Source organism: Bradyrhizobium sp. CCBAU 53351, from assembly GCF_015291745.1.
Taxonomy (GTDB): domain Bacteria; phylum Pseudomonadota; class Alphaproteobacteria; order Rhizobiales; family Xanthobacteraceae; genus Bradyrhizobium.
On sequence record NZ_CP030059.1, the window covers coordinates 1,166,220 to 1,183,168 of the forward strand.

Sequence of the window (16,949 nt, forward strand, 5' to 3'; positions counted from 1 at the left end):
TGAGGCTGGCAAATCACGCGCGCGCATATCGTCGCAATTGACACACCCTTATCGATGCTCGTGTCGACCTGGTTGCCGCACGCCGCCATTCAGCCGGCATTCATGGCCAGGCTCTTATCGATAGAGCTGCGTCCAAGGAGAGGTCAGATGAAATTGCGGTCCGCGCTTCTTACCGCCAGCCTCATGTGTCTGCCGGTGTTGCCCGCCCTTGCTCAGACATCCGCACCACCTGCCGCCGCTCCGACCGCCACCGTGCCGGTTCCCGCGACCAAGCGCGTGACGTGCCTTGCCACGACGGCGAGCCTGAAAGGGCAGGACAAGCGCGACCAGCTGCAGCTCTGCCTGGCGCAGGCGCGCGTCGACTGCCTGAAGCAGGCGATCGATCAGAAGATCGTCGGTGAATCCAGGAAGAGCGCGATCAAGACTTGCATGGGCGGCGATGCACCCCAGCCGCAATAGGCGAACGAGATTGACGACGGGATCACGATTCCTGCGGTCTCGGCGCGCCGGGAAAATGTCGCTGCAGCACGGCGGCAGGCGTGGCGTAGGCCTCCTGCAGGTCGACGCTCCAGTACTTCAGCTCGTCGAGCGGAATCCGCGCGTCGGTGATGGCGCAGCGCACGAAGGTCCCCGGCGAGATCACGCGGAAATCGCCGTCGAGATATTGCACCTGCGCTTCGCCATGGCCCGAGGGGCCGAACTTGTTCAGCACGGTCGAAAGTCTCCGTGGAAGGCCGCCCTCGAGGAAACCCCTGGAGGGCACGATGTGTTGGCCGGGATGTAGCATAGATAGGGCGGCTTGTCCGCCCGGTAAACCCACCGGTTTGTGATGTTTTGCCGCCGATTCCGCATGATAGTTCTGGCGCAAAGGATCGCTGGTTCCGGCAGCTTTCCACGGCAGAGTCCGATGCGCCTTCCACTGACCGCCCTGTTCGTGATGCTCGTGATGTCGGCCGTGCATGCCGCGCCGGCACCGCTAGCAGTCGAGATTCCGCTGGCGTCGGGCGTCCTCCATGCGCAGCTCTACAAGCCCGAGGGAGCAGGCCCGTTTCCGACCGTGATCGCGCTGCACGGCTGCGGCGGGCTCGGCGGCCATTCCGATTCCATCCTGCCGCGCTATCGCGACTGGGCCGAGCGCCTGCTCAGGGCCGGCAACGCCGTGCTGTGGCCCGACAGCTACGGCTCGCGCGAGCTCGGGCCGCAATGCCGCGTCAAGGAGATGCACGTTAAGGCGCGGCGCGAGCGCGTCGCCGACATCGCGGCGAGCCGGGCCTGGCTGATGCAGCAGAGCTGGGTGGCGCGCGACCGCGTCAGCCTGATGGGCTGGGCCAATGGCGCGAGCGCGCTGCTCTGGGCCGTGCGTCCGCAGAGTGCCGCGCGGGATCTCGGTCCGGATTTCCGTGCTGCCGTCGCGTTCTATCCGGATTGCCGGATATCGGCCGGCCTCGGCTGGAGCACGCGCGTGCCCACCCTGGTGCTGATCGGCGCCGATGACGACGTCTCGTCGCCGCCCGCCTGCCGCCAGATGGTGGAGGGCGCGCATGGCCGTAGCGCGCTCGCGCGCATCGTGGTCTATCCCGGCGCCTATCACGATTTCGACCGCGCCAACACGCCGCTGCACGCAGCTGGCAGCAACGATGCAGGCGCGCCCGAGCGCGGCCATCTCGGCACCAACGCGCAGGCGCGCGCGGAATCGCAGAAAGAGGTCGCGGAGTGGCTGGCGCGGTAATCTCGTAGCCCGGATGGAGCGCAGCGAAATCCGGGACAGTGCAACGTGGGGCACGATCCCCGGATTGCGCTGCGCTCCATCCGGGCTACGGCCCACGTGAAGCGGGGCCGCCCGAGGAACAACGTCGAGCGGACAGCCCCGCATCGACCACCGCCCTGCACGGAAAATGGCCGACCGGGAATCTACGGATCGCGCGTGCCAGCGGTTTCAGCGTGTGACGGCGCCTTAGTTCGACCACGATGTCGATTAAACGAAAGTCCCATGCGCAACCGCATCACGCTCTTCTCCGCACTCGTCGCCTTCACCGTCGCGATCTTCCTGTACGAGGCCCACGCCGGCGCCCCCCAGCGCGCACCGGAGCATTGCGGCTTCTGGACCACGATCGACGCGGGATTGTCCTGCCGCTAGGGCTCGCCGTGTCCACGCGCGCCGCTATTGGTGGCGAATGACACTGAGCGTAAAACGGTCATCGCCTCAGAACAGGCTGCCCTGATCCACCGGCTTGGCCACGCGCTTCGGCGCAGGCTTTGCGTCCGCCGCGGCCGGCTTCGCTGGCGCCGGCGCGCGCTTTGCCGTCGGCACCGGTCGATCCGCATCCGCGGTCGCCGCGACTCGTCCATCCGCGAACTCGATCTCCAGCCGCGCGTTCGGCCCGACGCTATCGGCCGCATGCAGCGGATGACCCGCCTCGTCCCGCACCAGTGCGAAGCCGCGCGCAAGCACGCTGCGGTAGGACAAGGCCGACAGCAGCTTGCCGCTGTTCTCGATGCGGGCCTCCAGCCGCTGCAGCAGCGTGAGAAGCGCGCGCCCGGCGCGCTCGCTGAGGCGATGCGTGCGCTCGCGCTGGCGCGCAATCGCGTTGCGCTGCGCCTGCGCATTGGAGAGCTTTGACGCGCGCAGGCGAACCTCGAGCCCCGCAAAGCGGTCGCGCCGCCGCCGTAGCAGCGAGCGCGCGGAGAGGCCGAGCCGCTCGCCGCACACGGTCAGGCGATGGTCGGCCTGCGAGATCTGGCCGTGCAGCACGCGCAGCGTCAGCTTCGAGCTGGCGGCGGTAAACCTGCGGAAATGCGCGTGCGTGTTGGCCTTGAGGCAGCGGGGCAGGGAGGCGCCCGCCGAATCCAGCCGTTGCCGGGGAATGGCGAGCAGATCGCCGGCCGCCGGCAGCGCGCGCGCGGCGGCGCGCAACTCGCTGCGGCGGCTTTCCTGCGCGCGCATCCAATAGGCGCGGGTGCGGCGCCCGAGATCGGCGACCTCGACGAAGAGATCGCTGCGCACCGGCACCGCCATCTCGGCCGCCGCCGTCGGCGTCGGCGCGCGCTTGTCGGCGACGAAGTCGATCAGCGTGATGTCGGTCTCGTGTCCCACCGCCGAGATCAGCGGGATCATGCTCTCGGCCGCCGCGCGGACCACGATCTCCTCGTTGAACGACCAGAGATCTTCCAGCGAGCCGCCGCCGCGCGCGACGATCAACACATCGGGCCGCGGAATCCTGCCGCCTTCCGGCAGCGCGTTGAAGCCGCGGATCGCGGCCGCGATCTGCTCGGCCGAGCCTTCGCCCTGCACCTTCACCGGCCACACCAGCACGCGGCGGGGGAAGCGGTCCTCCAGCCGATGCAGGATGTCGCGGATGACGGCGCCGGTCGGCGAGGTCACCACGCCGATCACCTCTGGCAGCCACGGCAGCAGCTGCTTGCGCGCCTCGTCGAACAGGCCTTCGGCGGCGAGCTTCTTCTTGCGCTCCTCCATCAGCGCCATCAGCGCGCCGATGCCGGCCGGCTCCAGCGCCTCGATCACGATCTGGTATTTCGAGGAGCCCGGATAGGTCGTGAGCTTGCCGGTGGCGATCACCTCCAGCCCCTCCTGGGGCTTGAAGCGCATGCGGCCGTGCACGCCCTTCCAGATCACCGCCTCGATCTTGGCGCTCTCGTCCTTGAGCGCGAAATAGCAATGGCCGGAGGAGTGCGCCCCGCGAAACCCCGAGATCTCGCCGCGGACCCGGACATGGCCATAGGTGTCCTCCACCGTCCGCTTCAGGGACTGCGAGAGCTCGGACACCGTGAATTCGAAGGCGTTGTTCAGTTGTTCCGCGGGCGGCATCGGGCAAACGATTCGGCATTTTGGGGTCAGACCCACGTTTAAGGATTTTCACCGCGCGGCGCCAATCCCGGGCTTGATCGGAAGAGTACTCTGTAATATAGAGTTCTCTATTGATTTTGATCCATTGGGAGTTTGCGTCATGGCAATGCGATTGCTGCGCGGCGTTTTGAGCGGCGTGAAATGGGCCCTGTGTGCGGTCGGCGGCGTGGCGCTGATCCTGACCGCGATGATCGCAACCCCGCTGCAGCGGCCGCCCGAGATGCGCTCGGTCTCGGAATCGACCAAGGGCATCGACTGGTCCACGCTGCCGCAACTCGAGCGCTTCCAGGCACGCGACGGCACCTGGATCGGTTATCGCCATTACGCACCGATCGGCGCTGCGGCAGGCCGCGGCGCGATCTTCATCCATGGCTCCTCCGGCTCCAGCGGCACCGTCAACCACGCGCTGACCCACGCGATGTCAGCGCATGGGGTGGAGACCTGGGCGCTCGACATCCGCGGCCATGGCGGCTCCGGCACTCGCGGCGATATCGGCTATGTCGGCCAGCTCGAGGACGATCTCGTCGATTTCGTCGCGGAAGTTCGCAAGACCGCGCCGGATCTGCCGCTCACTTTGGTCGGCCATTCCGCCGGCGCCGGCTTCTCGCTGCGCGTCGCCGCGACCCCGATCATGCAGGACATGTTCGTGCGCACCGTGCTGCTCGCGCCCTATCTCGGCTATGACGCACCGACCAACCGGCCCAATGCGGGCGGCTGGGCCAATTTCAACGTCCCGCGCTTCTTCGGCCTGAGCGCGCTGCGCAAGCTCGGCATCGACTGCTGCGCGCAGCTTCCGGTGCTGGCGCTGGCGGTGCCGGCGACCTCGGCGAAATATCTCACCTCGATCTATTCCGATCGCCTGACCCGCAATTTCTCAACGCGCGGCTATCGCATAGATCTTCCCTTGACGACGCGCCCGATCACGATCTTTGGCGGCGCCGAGGACGAGATGATGATCTCGGACAAATACGCGGAAGCCGTGCACGCGGTGAAGCCGTCGGTCGACGTCAAGATCATCGACGGCATCAACCACATGGGCATCGTCACCAATCCCAAGGCGATCTCCGTCATCGCCGAGGACGTCGCAACGCGCGGAGCAGGCCAGTCATGATCGACAGCAAGGAGGCGTCCGCGGCGCTGGCCGATATCGACGACATCGTCCAGCGCCTGAAGCAATCGCAGCTCTACGAGCTTGCGAGCCTGGCTGCGGTGTGGTGGGGCGTGCTGGTGTTCGCGGCCAATCTCGTCACCTGGCTGTGGCCGGCCTATGCGGGCTACGCCTGGGTCGCCACCGATGTCGTGGGCGTCGGCGGTCTCGTCGTGCTGCGTGTGCTCAATCCGCCGCAACATCCCAACGGCAGCGCGGCCGGCATCAGGATGCTCCTGGTGCTCGCGCTGTTCTTCGCCTTCGGCTACCTCTGCACTGACGTGATCGGCCATTTCGGCCCGCGCCAGCTCGGCACGTTCTGGCCGCTCTATTTCATGCTGTTCTATACGATGGCGGGCCTGTGGTTCGGCCATGCCTTCCTGGCGATCGGCCTCGGCATTTCCGCGCTGACCCTGATCGGCTTCTTCTACATCGGTGAAGCCTTCCCGCTCTGGATGGCCTTCGTCAACGGCGGCGGCCTGATCCTCGGCGGCGTCTGGATGCGGCGGATCTAGCGCGATGGCCGAGCTCGACGACATCATCCACCAGCCGCTGCGCCTGAAGATCATGGCGGCGCTGAATGCGCTGCCGGTGGGCACGGGCCTGGAATTCGCGCGGCTGAAGAAGCTGACCGGCGCGACCGACGGCAATTTAGGGGCGCATATCGAGACGCTGGCGAAGGCGGGGTACGTTTCGGTGGAGAAAGCGTTCGTGGGCAAGAAGCCGCAGACGACGGTGACGGCGACGGCGGCAGGGCGCGGGGCGTTCGCGCGGCATGTGGCGACGTTGCAGGAGATTATTGCGGGGAGGCAGGCTACATAGAACCCCATTCTCCCGCAAGGGGAGAGGGCATAGCGAGTGGCACGCGATCCCCGGCAAGCCCCTCTTGCCCCCGGGCGTGACGTAGAGAGGGGTTACACCGCCCAACGAGAAAACCTGGTTACCCCTGGCGCCGACCAAAGTCGGTGCCCGCGTTGGTAGTATTGTTAGGGTCGCTCTGCTTTACTGGAGTCCTACAGGTCCTCCGGCCGAAATCCTGAGTTCTCCCGATGGCGATGCCCCGCAAGCGCAAAAGTCGAATCGATGGCACCGAGCATTATCGGTTCAAAATCGACGCCTACACCCCAGCGACGATTCCGATGGCGCGCCTCGCTCAATACATGGAGCAGTTGGCGGCGCTTCTCGGTGAGCGCGATGGCGTACACTTTCGCGGCCTCACCAAGGGCAGCACCGTCCTAAATGCGCGCGTTGATCGAGAGGCCGCACCCAAGGTTCACGACCGGGTCGTCGCGGTGCGAGCTGGAGACGCGAGCGTTGAAGCCCAGCGGGCTTTCAACGCATTGAACACGCTCCTCCGGGCGGACAACGCTGTCGGAGTCCTGCGCGATGCAGCGCCGCGTGGCGCGGTCGTCATCCGCTTTCCCGGCCGCGATCAGACGGAAGAAAAGTTCATCGTTCGTCAGCAAGGCTCGATTGACGGTTTTGTCACCGGGATTCGCGGCAGGGATGCGACCATCCACGTCACGTTGCAGTCCGAAGGCAGGCAGATCAGCGGCTGCGAGACCACGCGCGCCGTCGCAAAGCAGCTCGGGGCAAAGCTCTTCGAACCTGTGAGGCTCTTCGGAAAGGGCCGCTGGGTGCGCGATGGCGATGGCGAGTGGACGCTCGAACATTTCCGCATCGAGAGCTTCGAGGCGCTTCAGGACAGCTCATTGACCGATGCCCTCGCGACACTTCGCGACATCCCAACGGAATGGGGTGACGACGCTTACAACGAGCTGGTCGCAGGACGGAAGGGACCGGGGAGCAACAAGAATGGTGGTCATTGACTCCACCAATCTGCTGCTGCTTCTCCGGCCAGGGACCCCCGTACCGGGTGGTCGCGACGGCAAGGCTGTAGAACGCGCAAAGGAGCGCATCGAATACTTGGTGCATCGGTTGAGCAAGGCGAAGGCGCGAATCATCATCCCGGCGCCAGCGCTCAGCGAGGCTCTCGTGAAGGCGGGAGCCGCCGCGTCGCTGCAGATCGTCGAGGAGCTGCAGAAACACGCCGTGTTCAGCATCGAGCCTTTCGACACGCGCGCCGCGCTGGAGGCGTCGGCGATGTCACGCGCGGCCCTCGCTGGTGGCAACAAGAAAGGGAAATCAACGGCACCATGGCAAAAGGTGAAGTTTGATCGTCAGATCGTCGCCATAGCCAAGGTCCACGGCGCGACTGAAATCTATTCGGACGATGACGACGTCGTGGCTCTCGGCGAGCAAGCTAAGATCAAGGTCATTCGATTGGCGGCCCTGCCACTGCCGCCTGAAAAAGATCAGCTCGACTTCTTGCTGGAGCCCGACGCCGACGTAGAAGCCACGTCTAGCGATGAAGGCTGACGCGGTCGCTTCAACAAAGTGTTTAAGCAAAGCCAGCACGACAATCGAGACCGAGACGCATGACCGATAGCGGCGAAGCACAGCTCGACACCGATATTATCTTTATCGACACGGAAACCTTTGTTCGGGAAAAGTTTGACTGGAATTCCGTTGCGTTCTCTCGGCTCAAGGAGCTTGTCAAGGCAGGGCATCTGCGCGTTTTGACAACGAGCATTACAAAAAAGGAGGTGGCAAGAAAGCAACAGGAGGCGCTGGATAACGCGGCAAAATCTGTAAAAAAGCACGAAGTCATACTCGGCCAATTAGGGGGCTCGGTAGCGACAGAAGCAATCAACTCGCCAAGCGCCGCAGCCGCATTGGAGGCGTTGTTCGAGAAGTTCCTCGAAGATGTCAAAGCGCGCGAGATTCCACTGCAAGCTGACCTCGAAAAACTGTTCGACGATTACTTTGCACAGACGCCACCATTTAGCGGTGGGAAAAAATCAGAATTCCCCGACGCGGTCGTTCTAATATCTCTGCGCAAATGGAGAGCGGACCGTCATCAGAAGATCTACGTAATTTCCGGCGATCCAGACATGAAGGCCGCTTGTGGCGAAGGCAGTGACTTGCTCCACGTCGAGCGGCTTGCTGACGTAATCTCAATGGCGACAGTTACAAAGCAGGTCCATGACGATCTGCTGAAGTTTCTTGCTGAAAGTGAACATCTTGCGTTGAGCCTGTCAGACGAACTCATGGGTAGTAAGGTCAAAATTACAAAGTTGTACTGGATGGACGATATTGATGACGCATCCGGAATAGTCAGGGACGTGACGGATTTTAGCATCATCCATTTAAACGTAATCTCGAAAGAGCAGAACGCCTTTGAATGCGAGATTGAAGTCGAAATCTGCCTTAATATCGAATTCACCGTCGAAGTCAGCAGACGATCCGGGTTCGAGGACTACGACCCCAGTTACACGCTTTATGAGACCGAGCCCGTAATCTTATACTTGTACCCAGTCGTCGTTGTTCGTTTCGACACAGCAAAACCGAACGACACCGAAATCGAGTCGGTTTATGTCAGTTCCGATATTGAGGTTGAGGCGGGCGACGTTGATGTGATTAAAAACGCCCATCGCCATCGGTATTAAAGCGACGAGGAACGCTAAATAGCTGTTCGGCCGCGTTCTGCTACCATCGGCGGCATGAGCCCGCACCATCAATGACACTTCCAAGCTGGTAATTACGGCGACAATGCACTAACTGGCATCAACTGCGCCGGCTTGGAAATTAGTGCACTGTCACCGTAATAGCTGTAATGGCTGATCGTGGCGCCGCAAACTGACGGCTCGAGCCGGCCAGGCGAGATCAACTCTCTTCTGCCTCTTCTTCCTCATCTGTTGATCGCAGAAACGGTGCAAGGTTCTGTGACGCGCGTTGCCTTATTCGGAACCGAGACAAAGGAGGCGAATTCTCAGCCGCTAACATTAATTCCGCCGCCACGGCATTCAGCCAGTCGCACTCCGGCTCCAATTTATTTCTAAGCAAGCCTGTTTCATAACGAAATTTAAGTGCCGAGAAGACCGTGCCCTGAGCATCGGGCGACAGGCTCAGCAATGCATCAACAAACTTCTTAGCCGGGATGGCTGCTAAGATTGGAGTATCCCAATAGATCGCAGCTTGTACATTATTTGCGGTAATGAGCTGGAGGAATGAAGAGGGGTCAACTTTCATCTTCTCCAATAATGCCTCGCCATGTACAGGTAGGCGCTTGGCTTTCACCTGTTCAACGAGCTGTTCGTAGCGCGCAAAAATCGTTCGAAATTCCGGAGTGTCGGCCAAGGTTACTTGATGATCGAAGCAATAGACGCTGCCTGATTTGAGTAGGTCGCGTAGGTTCCTTTCTTCGATTAATTCGGCCTTCATGAGGTCATCCAGACAGTTCTTGCACTCTTCTACGATGATGCTTTTTGGAAGACTGATTGCATGTATCTCGCTGAAGAAAAGTCGAAGACCAAAGATGTGGAGCATCTCATCGTTGTTGCCAAATTTTTTTTCCCGGAATTGGTTTTCGATCTTTGAGATCGCCTCCAAGTACTGCTCGTCTGTGACCTCCCATCCCTTCCATGCCGTGAGCCATGGTGGTTCGCTTTTGGACGTGAAGTATCGACTGTTGTCGATCGATCTGCGTGCGTCGGCTTGATCGAGCCAGCCCTCAAACAGCATAGTTTCCAGTTGTTTCAAGTTCAGGGGGGACTTGCTTACTCCAGTCATGGGGTACTGCGTAGCAATTCTCCCAGCGACGCTAGTGTCCTTCGAGTCGCGCTCCCTCATCAGGCGGACGACCTCGCTGACAGCCAACGAGGGAAACTCATCTCTGCTGATGCGACCTGCTCGGACTTCGATGGCGAGCATGAGGACTACCTTGAATAGCGCTTCCATTGCATGATTGTTCGACCAGTGTTCTTCGCTCAAGCATCCTGCCAATCTCTCGTAGTCCCATAATGCATGCTTCAGCAGGCGTAAGTTGTTGGTGTTCGATCTGATGTGAATATCTAACGCGGCGTCCAATTGAGTTTGCAGAAGCGATTTGGCGCGCTCGTGCCGAATGTCTACGAGGAAAGATTTCAGCGCTTCTTCAGCCGAGGATCTGACTTCGAGTGTCTGACCGATCAATTTCTCTTTGATTAGCGTGTAGCTCTTTGCGCCAATGTTCGTTTCAATTTGGCTCTCGGTCTCTTGATCGCTCTTGTTTTGCGAGTGGAGCTTTTCGCGCGCATACAGCTCAGCCTCATTTGCAATTATAATCGTCTTGAAAGAGTTGTGTTCAACAAAGCTGTTTATGTAGCCGAGAACATCCGAAATGGGCATCGAACATCGTTCTAGATCGTCGAAAACTAGAAGAGCGTCAGAGGGGGTTTTTAGGTATTTTGAAAGATCAATGTCGGGAATTGATGAATCCACTTTCAGTTCGTCTTTGCCGTCTAGATCTATCTTTAGTCCTGCCTTGAGGCTTCCTTTCACAATGTTCCAGCCGATCTTCATCGTTTTGGAAGAGAGTACTGGGTGAAGCTGTCGAAAAAGTTCATCATCTACTTCTTGGGTTGAGGTCATCCCATATAGGGAAACACGCAAAGGTCGAAACGGCCGGTCTTCTTTTTGGGCTTGATCTTTCGCTTCATCAATGAATCGCTTTACGAGTGTCGTTTTTCCGGCGCCCCACGGCCCGGTAATAAGAACCGCGAAATCAAATTTGTTGGCAGGCTCGCAGTAGTAGCGAAGATAATTCACTACGTGCTCGTTCGGTCCTTGCGTACTCACTTCTAGCTTCCTCTCTCTTCTGACTCAGGCGATGCCTGTTCGCGGCGTTGGGCGAGGGTGGCTATGACCGCATCAAGGTGCGGCCGGTGTGGTTCGACAAATCGTCAATCGGTAGTAGTTTCGAGATGAGACGTTCGTGGCGAATGGCTATGATCCTGACGCCATGCAGGAGGGAACGATGCCGGAAATAAGCAAGCCAGGTAAGTCGGTTTATATGGAGGTCGGTGTTTGGTGGGATCCGGATCAGGGCCATATTCACGTAACTGCGAAGAATGTCCCAGGCTTCCATACGACGGTCAGTCCGGATGCCTCTAGTAAGCGCGGGCATCCCAACCTATTCATGAAGCTGGCGAAAGTTCTTCGCGATAACGGTGCGCCACACCCCGAGATTAAGGAGCAGACCGATATCTAGGCTCCCAAGGGGGCTCGGTGAACGGCTGCCTCTCGCGGGATGGCTTGCGGCTTCGCCGCGCCCCGGAATGACGGGGGAATCGGATGTCGCACCCCTTCACACCCACCCCGATTCGTGCGACGTCCGGCCCCAGCAAAACCCCTCATCCCGAGCCCTCGATGCACATTCTCCTCCTCGGTTCCGGCGGCCGCGAACATGCTCTGGCGTGGAAGATCGCAGCCTCCCCCCTGGTGACCAAATTCTGGTGCGCGCCCGGCAATGCCGGCATCGCGCAGGAGGCCGAATGCGTGGCGCTCGATGTGGCCGACCATGCGGCGGTGATCGATTTCTGCAGGCAGAACAAGGTCGAGCTGGTGGTGGTCGGGCCGGAGACGCCGCTGGCGGCCGGCATCGTCGACGACCTCACGGCGGCCGGTATCAAGGCGTTCGGGCCGAACAAAATTCCGGCCCAGCTCGAAAGCTCCAAGGGGTTCACCAAGGCGCTGTGCACCGAGTTCGGCATTCCCACAGGCGCCTACAAGCGGTTCACCAACGCCAAGGACGCGCGAGACTACGTCACCAGCCAGGGCGCGCCGATCGTGGTGAAGGCCGACGGGCTTGCCGCCGGCAAGGGCGTGGTCGTCGCCAAGACCGTGCGCGAGGCGGAGGACGCCATCGCCATGATGTTCGAGGGCGCCTTTGGCGAGGCCGGCGCGGAGGTCGTGATCGAGGAGTTTCTGCCCGGCCGCGAGATCAGCTTCTTCGCGCTGTGCGACGGCGAGACCGCGATTCCGCTGGCCTCCGCGCAGGACCACAAGCGCGTGTTCGACCACGACGTCGGCCCGAACACCGGCGGCATGGGCGCCTATTCGCCGACGCCGCTGGTGACGCCTGCCGTCCACGACGCCATCATGGCCAAGATCATCCTGCCGACGGTCGCGGGCATGAAGCAGCGCGGCACGCCGTTCCGCGGCATCCTCTATGCCGGCATCATGCTGACGACGCAGGGGCCAAAGCTGTTCGAGTTCAACGTCCGCTTCGGCGACCCCGAGTGCCAGGTGCTGATGCTGCGCATGATGAGCGACATCGTGCCGGCGCTGCTGGCCTCCTGTGATGGCCAGCTGAAGAATTTCGATCTGCGCTGGCACAAGGAAGCCGCGATCACCGTGGTGATGGCGGCACAAGGCTATCCCGGCGACTACCAGAAGGGCACGCGCATCGAGGGGCTCGATGACGCAGCCAAGGTCGACAATGTCGAGATCTTCCACGCGGGGACGGTGGCCAAGGACGGGGCGATCCTGGCCAATGGCGGCCGCGTGCTCAATGTCTGCGCGTTGGGTGCGACCGTGACCGAAGCGCAGGCCCGCGCCTACCAGGCCGTCGACCGCATCAAATGGCCGGAAGGCTTCTGCCGCCGCGACATCGGCTGGCAGGCGGTGGAGGCGGAGAAGGCCAAGGGCTGAGACGCCGCCGACAGGCCCGAGCTCGCGATCCCGGACGGCGCGCCAAGGCCGGAATCGCGCGTTGTTGTCACCGCGCCGCCACATCGGCATTCCAGAATGTGCAATCAGCTGTTGGGGTTAGGCACCCCGCAGATAATACCGCTACTGTGCATGGGGTTGTTTTCGACTTTTTGTTTGTCGGGACGACCTCCAGGACTGACCAACCAAGGATGCAACAAGATGTCCGATCTCGCCGACCTCTATCCGGGTTTTGCCTCCGAATGGATCGATACCTCGTTCGGCCGCATCTTCGCCCGCGTCGGCGGCAACGGCCCGCCGCTGTTGCTCCTGCACGGCTTCTCCGAGACTAACGTGATGTGGCACCAGGTGGCGCCCGAGCTTGCCGAGGCCTTCACGCTGATCATCGCCGACCTGCCGGGCTACGGCTGGTCCGACATGCCCGAGAGCGATGCGCTGCACATCCCCTACAGCAAGCGCGCGATGGCGAAGGCGATGGTGGAAGTGATGGAGCGGCTCGGCCACGTCCACTTCGCGCTCGCCGGCCACGACCGCGGCGGCCGTGTCTCGTATCGGCTGGCGCTCGACCACCCCGGCCGGCTGTCGAAGCTTGCCGTGCTCGATATCCTGCCGACCTATAATTACTGGGAGCGGATGAACCGCGCCTATGCGCTGAAGATCTATCACTGGACCTTCCTGGCGCAGCCCTATCCGCTGCCGGAGACGCTGATCTCAGGGCAGGGCGAGTTCTTCCTGCGCTTCAAGATGGCGAGCCAGACCAGGTCGAAGACGCTGGACGCGATCGACCCGCGCGCGCTCGAGCATTACCTGGCCCCGTTCCGCGATCCCGCCCGCATCCATGCGATGTGCGAGGATTACCGCGCCGGCGCCTATTTCGACTACGACCTCGACAAGGCCGATTTCGAGGCCGGCAAGAAGATCACCATTCCGATGCTGGCGCTGTGGGGCAATGCCGGCGTGGCCCAGGCCGCCGCGACGCCGCTGGATACATGGCGGCAATGGGCGACGAATGTGGAGGGCATGCCGGTGGAGTCCGGGCACTTCCTCACCGAGGAGAATCCGGACGTGACGGCGAGGGCGCTGCGGGAGTTCTTTGTGGGGGATTAGCGCCGCTCCCGAAAAAACTCCTTGAGCAGCCGCGCCGCCTCGCTCTCGCCGACGCCGGAATAGACGTCCGGCGCGTGGTGGCAGGTCGGGGATGCAAAGAACCGCACGCCGGATTCGACCGCGCCGCCCTTGGGGTCGGCGGCGCCGTAATAGAGCCGCCTGACCCTTGCAAACGAGATCGCGCCCGCACACATGGTGCAGGGCTCCAGCGTCACGTAGAGGTCGCAGTCGACGAGGCGCTCGCTGCCGATCTTTTTCGCGGCCTCGCGCAGCGCCACGATCTCGGCATGAGCCGTCGGGTCGTAATCGGTCAGCGTCCGGTTCGCCGCGGTGGCGATGACCTCGTCATTGCGGACCACGACGCATCCAACAGGAACTTCGCCCGCCTTTCCGGCACTTTCGGCCGTTTTGAGCGCCAAATCCATGAAAGAGGGGGCTTTCAAGCCTCGTATCATCGCCAGAAACCTGCTAGTAGCTGCGCCTTCAGCAGAAGTGCTTAACCGAAATTGCCTGAGCATGCGGCTCGGAACGAGCGCGCACAATGCTCAACGGCCACCCCCTCGAGTGAGATTATCCATGCCTCGCGACAGCGACAAAGACAACGATTCCCGCGGCCGGCGAGGCCCGCCCAAAGGCGGCCGCAGCGGCAAGGCGCGCGGCCCCGAGAAGAAGTTCGCCAAGCGCGGTTTCGAGGGCAAGAGCGCGGGAAAGAGCGAGGGCAGGGGCGACCGCGACAGCCGCCCGCCCCGTGGCGATCGCGACAGCCGTCCACCGCGCGGGGATCGCGAGAACCGTCCGTTCCGCCGCCGCGAGGAGGGCGATGCCCCGCGCCGCGATTTTTCCGACCGTCCGCGCTTCAAGCGCGACGATCGCGGCAGTGAAGCCCGCGGCGAGCGCAGCTTCAAGCCGCGCGGCGACCGTCCGTTTTCCGATCGCTCCTCGCGCGATGGCGAGAAGCGGCCCTTCAAGCCGCGTGGCGATCGTCCGTCCTATGGCCGTGACGACCGTCCGCCGCGCCGGGACCGCGACGATGCCCGTCCGGCCGGCCGCTCGAGCGACAGGAAGTTCGGCGACAAGAAGCCCTATGCGCCGCGTGGCGACCGTCCGGAGCGCCCGTTCGACGGTGAGCGGAAATTTTCGCGCGGGGGTGATCGCGGTGGCGGTCCGCGGGATCGCGGCGAGCGCAGCGATTCCAAGCCCTGGCAGAAGCGTGACGCGGCTCCGCGCGGCGACCGGCCGCCGCGCAAGGATTTTGGCAAGGGTCCGCGCAAGGATTTCGGCGACCGTGATCGCGGCCAGGACAAGCCCTGGCAGAAGCGCGACGATCGGCAAGGCGGCGGCGATGATCGTCCGCGGTTCTCGCGTTCGCGCGACGATCGCGCGTCGGGCGATCGCCCGTTCCGCGAGCGGCCCAAATTCGACCGGCCGCGCGAGGATCGTCCAAAATTCGATCGGCCCCGACGTGATGGCGACGGCGACCGCGGCGGGCGCGGTGGTGACCGGCCGAAATTCAATCGTCCGCGCGAGCGGTCGGAAGGCCGTTCCGATTGGCACGAGCATCCGCGCAGCGAAGGCCGTTTCGGCGATCGCCCGCGCCGCGAAAACGAGGACGAGAGCAGGATCTTCGAGAAACGTCCGGCCTTCGGCGGCCGCGGTGCCTATCGCGAACGCGATCGTGATTTCGACCGGCGGCCGCGCCGGGACGAAGAGCCGAAGCCGAAGAAAGCCGGCGAACGCATCGCCAAGGCGCTGGCACGCGCAGGCCTCGCGTCGCGCCGCGACGCCGAGGAAATGGTCACGCAGGGCCGCGTCACGGTCAATGGCCGCGTCATCAACTCGCCTGCGCTCGACATCACCAAGAACGACGTCGTCCTGGTCGACGGCAAGCCGTTGCCGGAGCGCGAGCGCACGCGGCTGTTTCTGTATCACAAGCCTCGCGGACTGATGACCACGCATGACGATCCCGAGGGGCGTCCGACCGTGTTCGACAATCTGCCGGAAGGCCTGCCGCGGCTGATCAGCGTCGGCCGGCTCGACTTCAACACCGAAGGCCTCCTGCTGCTCACCAATGACGGCGGGCTCGCGCGCACGCTCGAATTGCCGGATACCGGCTGGCTGCGCCGCTACCGCGTTCGCGCCCATGGCGACGTCACCCAGGCCCAGCTCGACGAGCTCAAGAACGGCATCGAGGTCGAGGGCGTCAAGTACGGTCCGATCGAAGCGACACTGGAGCGCGATCAGGGCGCCAATGTCTGGCTGGTGTTCGCGATCCGCGAAGGCAAGAACCGCGAGGTGCGCAACGTCTGCGCCCATCTCGGCCTCGAGGTGAACCGGCTGATCCGCGTCTCCTACGGACCGTTCCAGCTCGGCGAGGTGCCCGAAGGCCAGGTCGAGGAGATCCGTTCGCGCGTGCTGCGCGAGCAACTCGGCGACAAGGTGATCGAGAAGTCGGGTGCGCAGTTCGACGTGCCCTCGAAATCCGCACGCGTCGATGACGCACCGAGCGAGAAGAAGCCCGTCAGCAAGCGCGCCGTGATCAACGACCGCAAGGGCCGCCGCGTGCTGGTGCAGCGCACTGGCAGCGAAGAGGCGCGCGAGCGCAACGAGGAAGAGGCGAGCGGCTACGGCCCGCCGCGCCGTCCCAAGCGCGGCTATCACGGCAAGCGCGACCTGACGCCGCGGGAGGACTAGCTTGCGCGTCGTCGGCGGTCGTTTGAAGGGGCGTAATCTGGCCTCACCGTCCTCGCGCGACATCCGCCCCACGGCGGACCGGTTGCGCGAGTCCGTGTTCAACATCCTCGTGCATGCCTATGACGATCCGATCGAGGACGCGCGCGTGCTCGATCTGTTCGCCGGCACCGGCGCGCTCGGCATCGAGGCTTCGTCGCGCGGGGCGAAGTTCACGCTGTTCGTCGACAATGGCGCGGAGGCGCGTGCGCTGCTGCGCAACAACGTCGAGTCACTCGGCTTAGGTGGCGTCACAAAAGTCTATCGCCGCGACGCGACCGATCTCGGGCCTGCGCATCCCGTCGAGCCGTTCTCGCTGGTGTTTCTCGATCCGCCCTACGGCAAGGGCTTTGCGGAGAAGGCGCTGGCATCCTTGCGCGATGGCGGCTGGCTGACGCCGGGGGCGCTGCTGGTGGTCGAGGAGGCCAAGGCCGCGCAGTTCGCGACACCGGACGGCTTTGAGGAATTGGAGCGGCGGGCGTATGACGACACGGAATTCGTGTTTTTGCGCAGGGCGGATTAGCGAAGCGTAATCCGCCATCGTCTCGGCAA

The 16,949-nt window shown here is 62.9% G+C and carries 18 protein-coding genes; 14 read left to right on the forward strand and 4 right to left on the reverse strand.

What is annotated here, in order from left to right; translation table 11 throughout:
* The first annotated feature begins 147 nt into the window (after positions 1–147).
* On the forward strand, positions 148–459 hold the full coding sequence (locus tag XH83_RS05565; RefSeq protein WP_194406044.1) for a hypothetical protein: 312 nt from the start codon (positions 148–150) through the stop codon (positions 457–459).
* A gap of 22 nt (positions 460–481) precedes the next feature.
* On the opposite strand, the gene XH83_RS05570 is transcribed toward XH83_RS05565, so the two are convergent.
* Positions 482–712, reverse strand: a complete 231-nt coding sequence (locus XH83_RS05570) for a DUF2093 domain-containing protein (protein ID WP_194406045.1) — start codon at positions 710–712, stop codon at positions 482–484.
* A gap of 195 nt (positions 713–907) precedes the next feature.
* Here XH83_RS05570 and XH83_RS05575 point away from each other — a divergent pair, with 195 nt between their 5' ends.
* Together XH83_RS05575 and XH83_RS05580 are read left to right on the forward strand one after the other, a co-directional pair.
* Positions 908–1,729 carry a dienelactone hydrolase family protein gene (locus tag XH83_RS05575; RefSeq protein ID WP_194406046.1) on the forward strand — a complete coding sequence of 274 codons (822 nt, stop codon included), beginning with the start codon at positions 908–910 and terminating at the stop codon, positions 1,727–1,729.
* Between the two features lie 261 nt (positions 1,730–1,990).
* A complete protein-coding gene (locus tag XH83_RS05580) occupies positions 1,991–2,137 on the forward strand; it encodes a hypothetical protein (protein WP_194406047.1) in 147 nt (48 codons plus the stop codon).
* 66 nt (positions 2,138–2,203) lie between these two features.
* On the opposite strand, the gene xseA is transcribed toward XH83_RS05580, so the two are convergent.
* The gene (gene xseA / locus XH83_RS05585) at positions 2,204–3,826 is read right to left on the reverse strand and encodes an exodeoxyribonuclease VII large subunit (protein ID WP_194406048.1); all 1,623 of its coding nucleotides are present in this window, start codon (positions 3,824–3,826) and stop codon (positions 2,204–2,206) included.
* A gap of 139 nt (positions 3,827–3,965) precedes the next feature.
* Between xseA and XH83_RS05590 the strand changes: the two genes are divergently transcribed.
* The 6 genes from XH83_RS05590 (at position 3,966) to XH83_RS05615 (ending at position 8,521) form a co-directional block, all read left to right on the forward strand.
* Positions 3,966–4,976 (forward strand): alpha/beta hydrolase, encoded by a 1,011-nt coding sequence (locus XH83_RS05590; protein WP_194406049.1) that lies wholly within the window; start codon positions 3,966–3,968, stop codon positions 4,974–4,976.
* Positions 4,973–5,527, forward strand: coding sequence for a hypothetical protein (locus XH83_RS05595; RefSeq protein ID WP_194406050.1), 555 nt, complete (start codon positions 4,973–4,975; stop codon positions 5,525–5,527). Before XH83_RS05590 ends, XH83_RS05595 begins: the two co-directional genes overlap by 4 nt.
* Positions 5,528–5,531: 4 nt before the next feature.
* Entirely contained in the window at positions 5,532–5,834 is a 303-nt protein-coding gene (locus XH83_RS05600) for a transcriptional regulator (RefSeq protein WP_194406051.1), read from the forward strand.
* A 227-nt stretch (positions 5,835–6,061) separates the two neighbouring features.
* Positions 6,062–6,841 carry a hypothetical protein gene (locus tag XH83_RS05605; RefSeq protein WP_194406052.1) on the forward strand — a complete coding sequence of 260 codons (780 nt, stop codon included), beginning with the start codon at positions 6,062–6,064 and terminating at the stop codon, positions 6,839–6,841.
* Positions 6,828–7,391, forward strand: coding sequence for a PIN domain-containing protein (locus tag XH83_RS05610; protein WP_194406053.1), 564 nt, complete (start codon positions 6,828–6,830; stop codon positions 7,389–7,391). Before XH83_RS05605 ends, XH83_RS05610 begins: the two co-directional genes overlap by 14 nt.
* Positions 7,392–7,450: 59 nt before the next feature.
* The gene (locus XH83_RS05615) at positions 7,451–8,521 is read left to right on the forward strand and encodes a PIN domain-containing protein (protein WP_194406054.1); all 1,071 of its coding nucleotides are present in this window, start codon (positions 7,451–7,453) and stop codon (positions 8,519–8,521) included.
* Between the two features lie 217 nt (positions 8,522–8,738).
* On the opposite strand, the gene XH83_RS05620 is transcribed toward XH83_RS05615, so the two are convergent.
* A complete protein-coding gene (locus XH83_RS05620; RefSeq protein WP_194406055.1) occupies positions 8,739–10,661 on the reverse strand; it encodes a P-loop NTPase fold protein in 1,923 nt (640 codons plus the stop codon).
* Positions 10,662–10,827: 166 nt separating this feature from the next.
* Between XH83_RS05620 and XH83_RS05625 the strand changes: the two genes are divergently transcribed.
* From XH83_RS05625 to XH83_RS05635, 3 genes are all read left to right on the forward strand, one after another.
* Entirely contained in the window at positions 10,828–11,103 is a 276-nt protein-coding gene (locus XH83_RS05625) for a hypothetical protein (protein WP_194406056.1), read from the forward strand.
* Positions 11,104–11,261: 158 nt separating this feature from the next.
* On the forward strand, positions 11,262–12,545 hold the full coding sequence (gene purD, locus XH83_RS05630; RefSeq protein WP_194406057.1) for a phosphoribosylamine--glycine ligase: 1,284 nt from the start codon (positions 11,262–11,264) through the stop codon (positions 12,543–12,545).
* Between the two features lie 219 nt (positions 12,546–12,764).
* Positions 12,765–13,670, forward strand: a complete 906-nt coding sequence (locus tag XH83_RS05635; RefSeq protein ID WP_194406058.1) for an alpha/beta fold hydrolase — start codon at positions 12,765–12,767, stop codon at positions 13,668–13,670.
* Here the strand turns inward: XH83_RS05635 and XH83_RS05640 are convergent.
* A complete protein-coding gene (locus XH83_RS05640; RefSeq protein WP_194406059.1) occupies positions 13,667–14,125 on the reverse strand; it encodes a nucleoside deaminase in 459 nt (152 codons plus the stop codon). The two genes, XH83_RS05635 and XH83_RS05640, sit on opposite strands and share 4 nt — an antisense overlap.
* 121 nt (positions 14,126–14,246) lie before the next feature.
* On the opposite strand from XH83_RS05640, the gene XH83_RS05645 reads away from it, so the two are divergent.
* Both XH83_RS05645 and rsmD read left to right on the forward strand, forming a co-directional pair.
* A complete protein-coding gene (locus tag XH83_RS05645) occupies positions 14,247–16,361 on the forward strand; it encodes a pseudouridine synthase (protein ID WP_194406060.1) in 2,115 nt (704 codons plus the stop codon).
* Between the two features lies 1 nt (position 16,362).
* On the forward strand, positions 16,363–16,920 hold the full coding sequence (gene rsmD / locus XH83_RS05650) for a 16S rRNA (guanine(966)-N(2))-methyltransferase RsmD (protein WP_194406061.1): 558 nt from the start codon (positions 16,363–16,365) through the stop codon (positions 16,918–16,920).
* Positions 16,921–16,949 lie beyond the last annotated feature (29 nt).

Coding starts and splice junctions, on each gene's coding strand:
- xseA (WP_194406048.1), bottom strand. CDS start 3,826: ATGCCGCCCGCGGAACAACTGAACAACGCCTTCGAATTCACGGTGTCC.
- XH83_RS05600 (WP_194406051.1), top strand. CDS start 5,532: ATGGCCGAGCTCGACGACATCATCCACCAGCCGCTGCGCCTGAAGATC.
- XH83_RS05610 (WP_194406053.1), top strand. CDS start 6,828: ATGGTGGTCATTGACTCCACCAATCTGCTGCTGCTTCTCCGGCCAGGG.
- XH83_RS05640 (WP_194406059.1), bottom strand. CDS start 14,125: ATGATACGAGGCTTGAAAGCCCCCTCTTTCATGGATTTGGCGCTCAAA.
- XH83_RS05565 (WP_194406044.1), top strand. CDS start 148: ATGAAATTGCGGTCCGCGCTTCTTACCGCCAGCCTCATGTGTCTGCCG.
- XH83_RS05635 (WP_194406058.1), top strand. CDS start 12,765: ATGTCCGATCTCGCCGACCTCTATCCGGGTTTTGCCTCCGAATGGATC.
- XH83_RS05575 (WP_194406046.1), top strand. CDS start 908: ATGCGCCTTCCACTGACCGCCCTGTTCGTGATGCTCGTGATGTCGGCC.
- purD (WP_194406057.1), top strand. CDS start 11,262: ATGCACATTCTCCTCCTCGGTTCCGGCGGCCGCGAACATGCTCTGGCG.
- XH83_RS05605 (WP_194406052.1), top strand. CDS start 6,062: ATGGCGATGCCCCGCAAGCGCAAAAGTCGAATCGATGGCACCGAGCAT.
- XH83_RS05590 (WP_194406049.1), top strand. CDS start 3,966: ATGGCAATGCGATTGCTGCGCGGCGTTTTGAGCGGCGTGAAATGGGCC.
- XH83_RS05580 (WP_194406047.1), top strand. CDS start 1,991: ATGCGCAACCGCATCACGCTCTTCTCCGCACTCGTCGCCTTCACCGTC.
- XH83_RS05595 (WP_194406050.1), top strand. CDS start 4,973: ATGATCGACAGCAAGGAGGCGTCCGCGGCGCTGGCCGATATCGACGAC.
- XH83_RS05645 (WP_194406060.1), top strand. CDS start 14,247: ATGCCTCGCGACAGCGACAAAGACAACGATTCCCGCGGCCGGCGAGGC.
- XH83_RS05615 (WP_194406054.1), top strand. CDS start 7,451: ATGACCGATAGCGGCGAAGCACAGCTCGACACCGATATTATCTTTATC.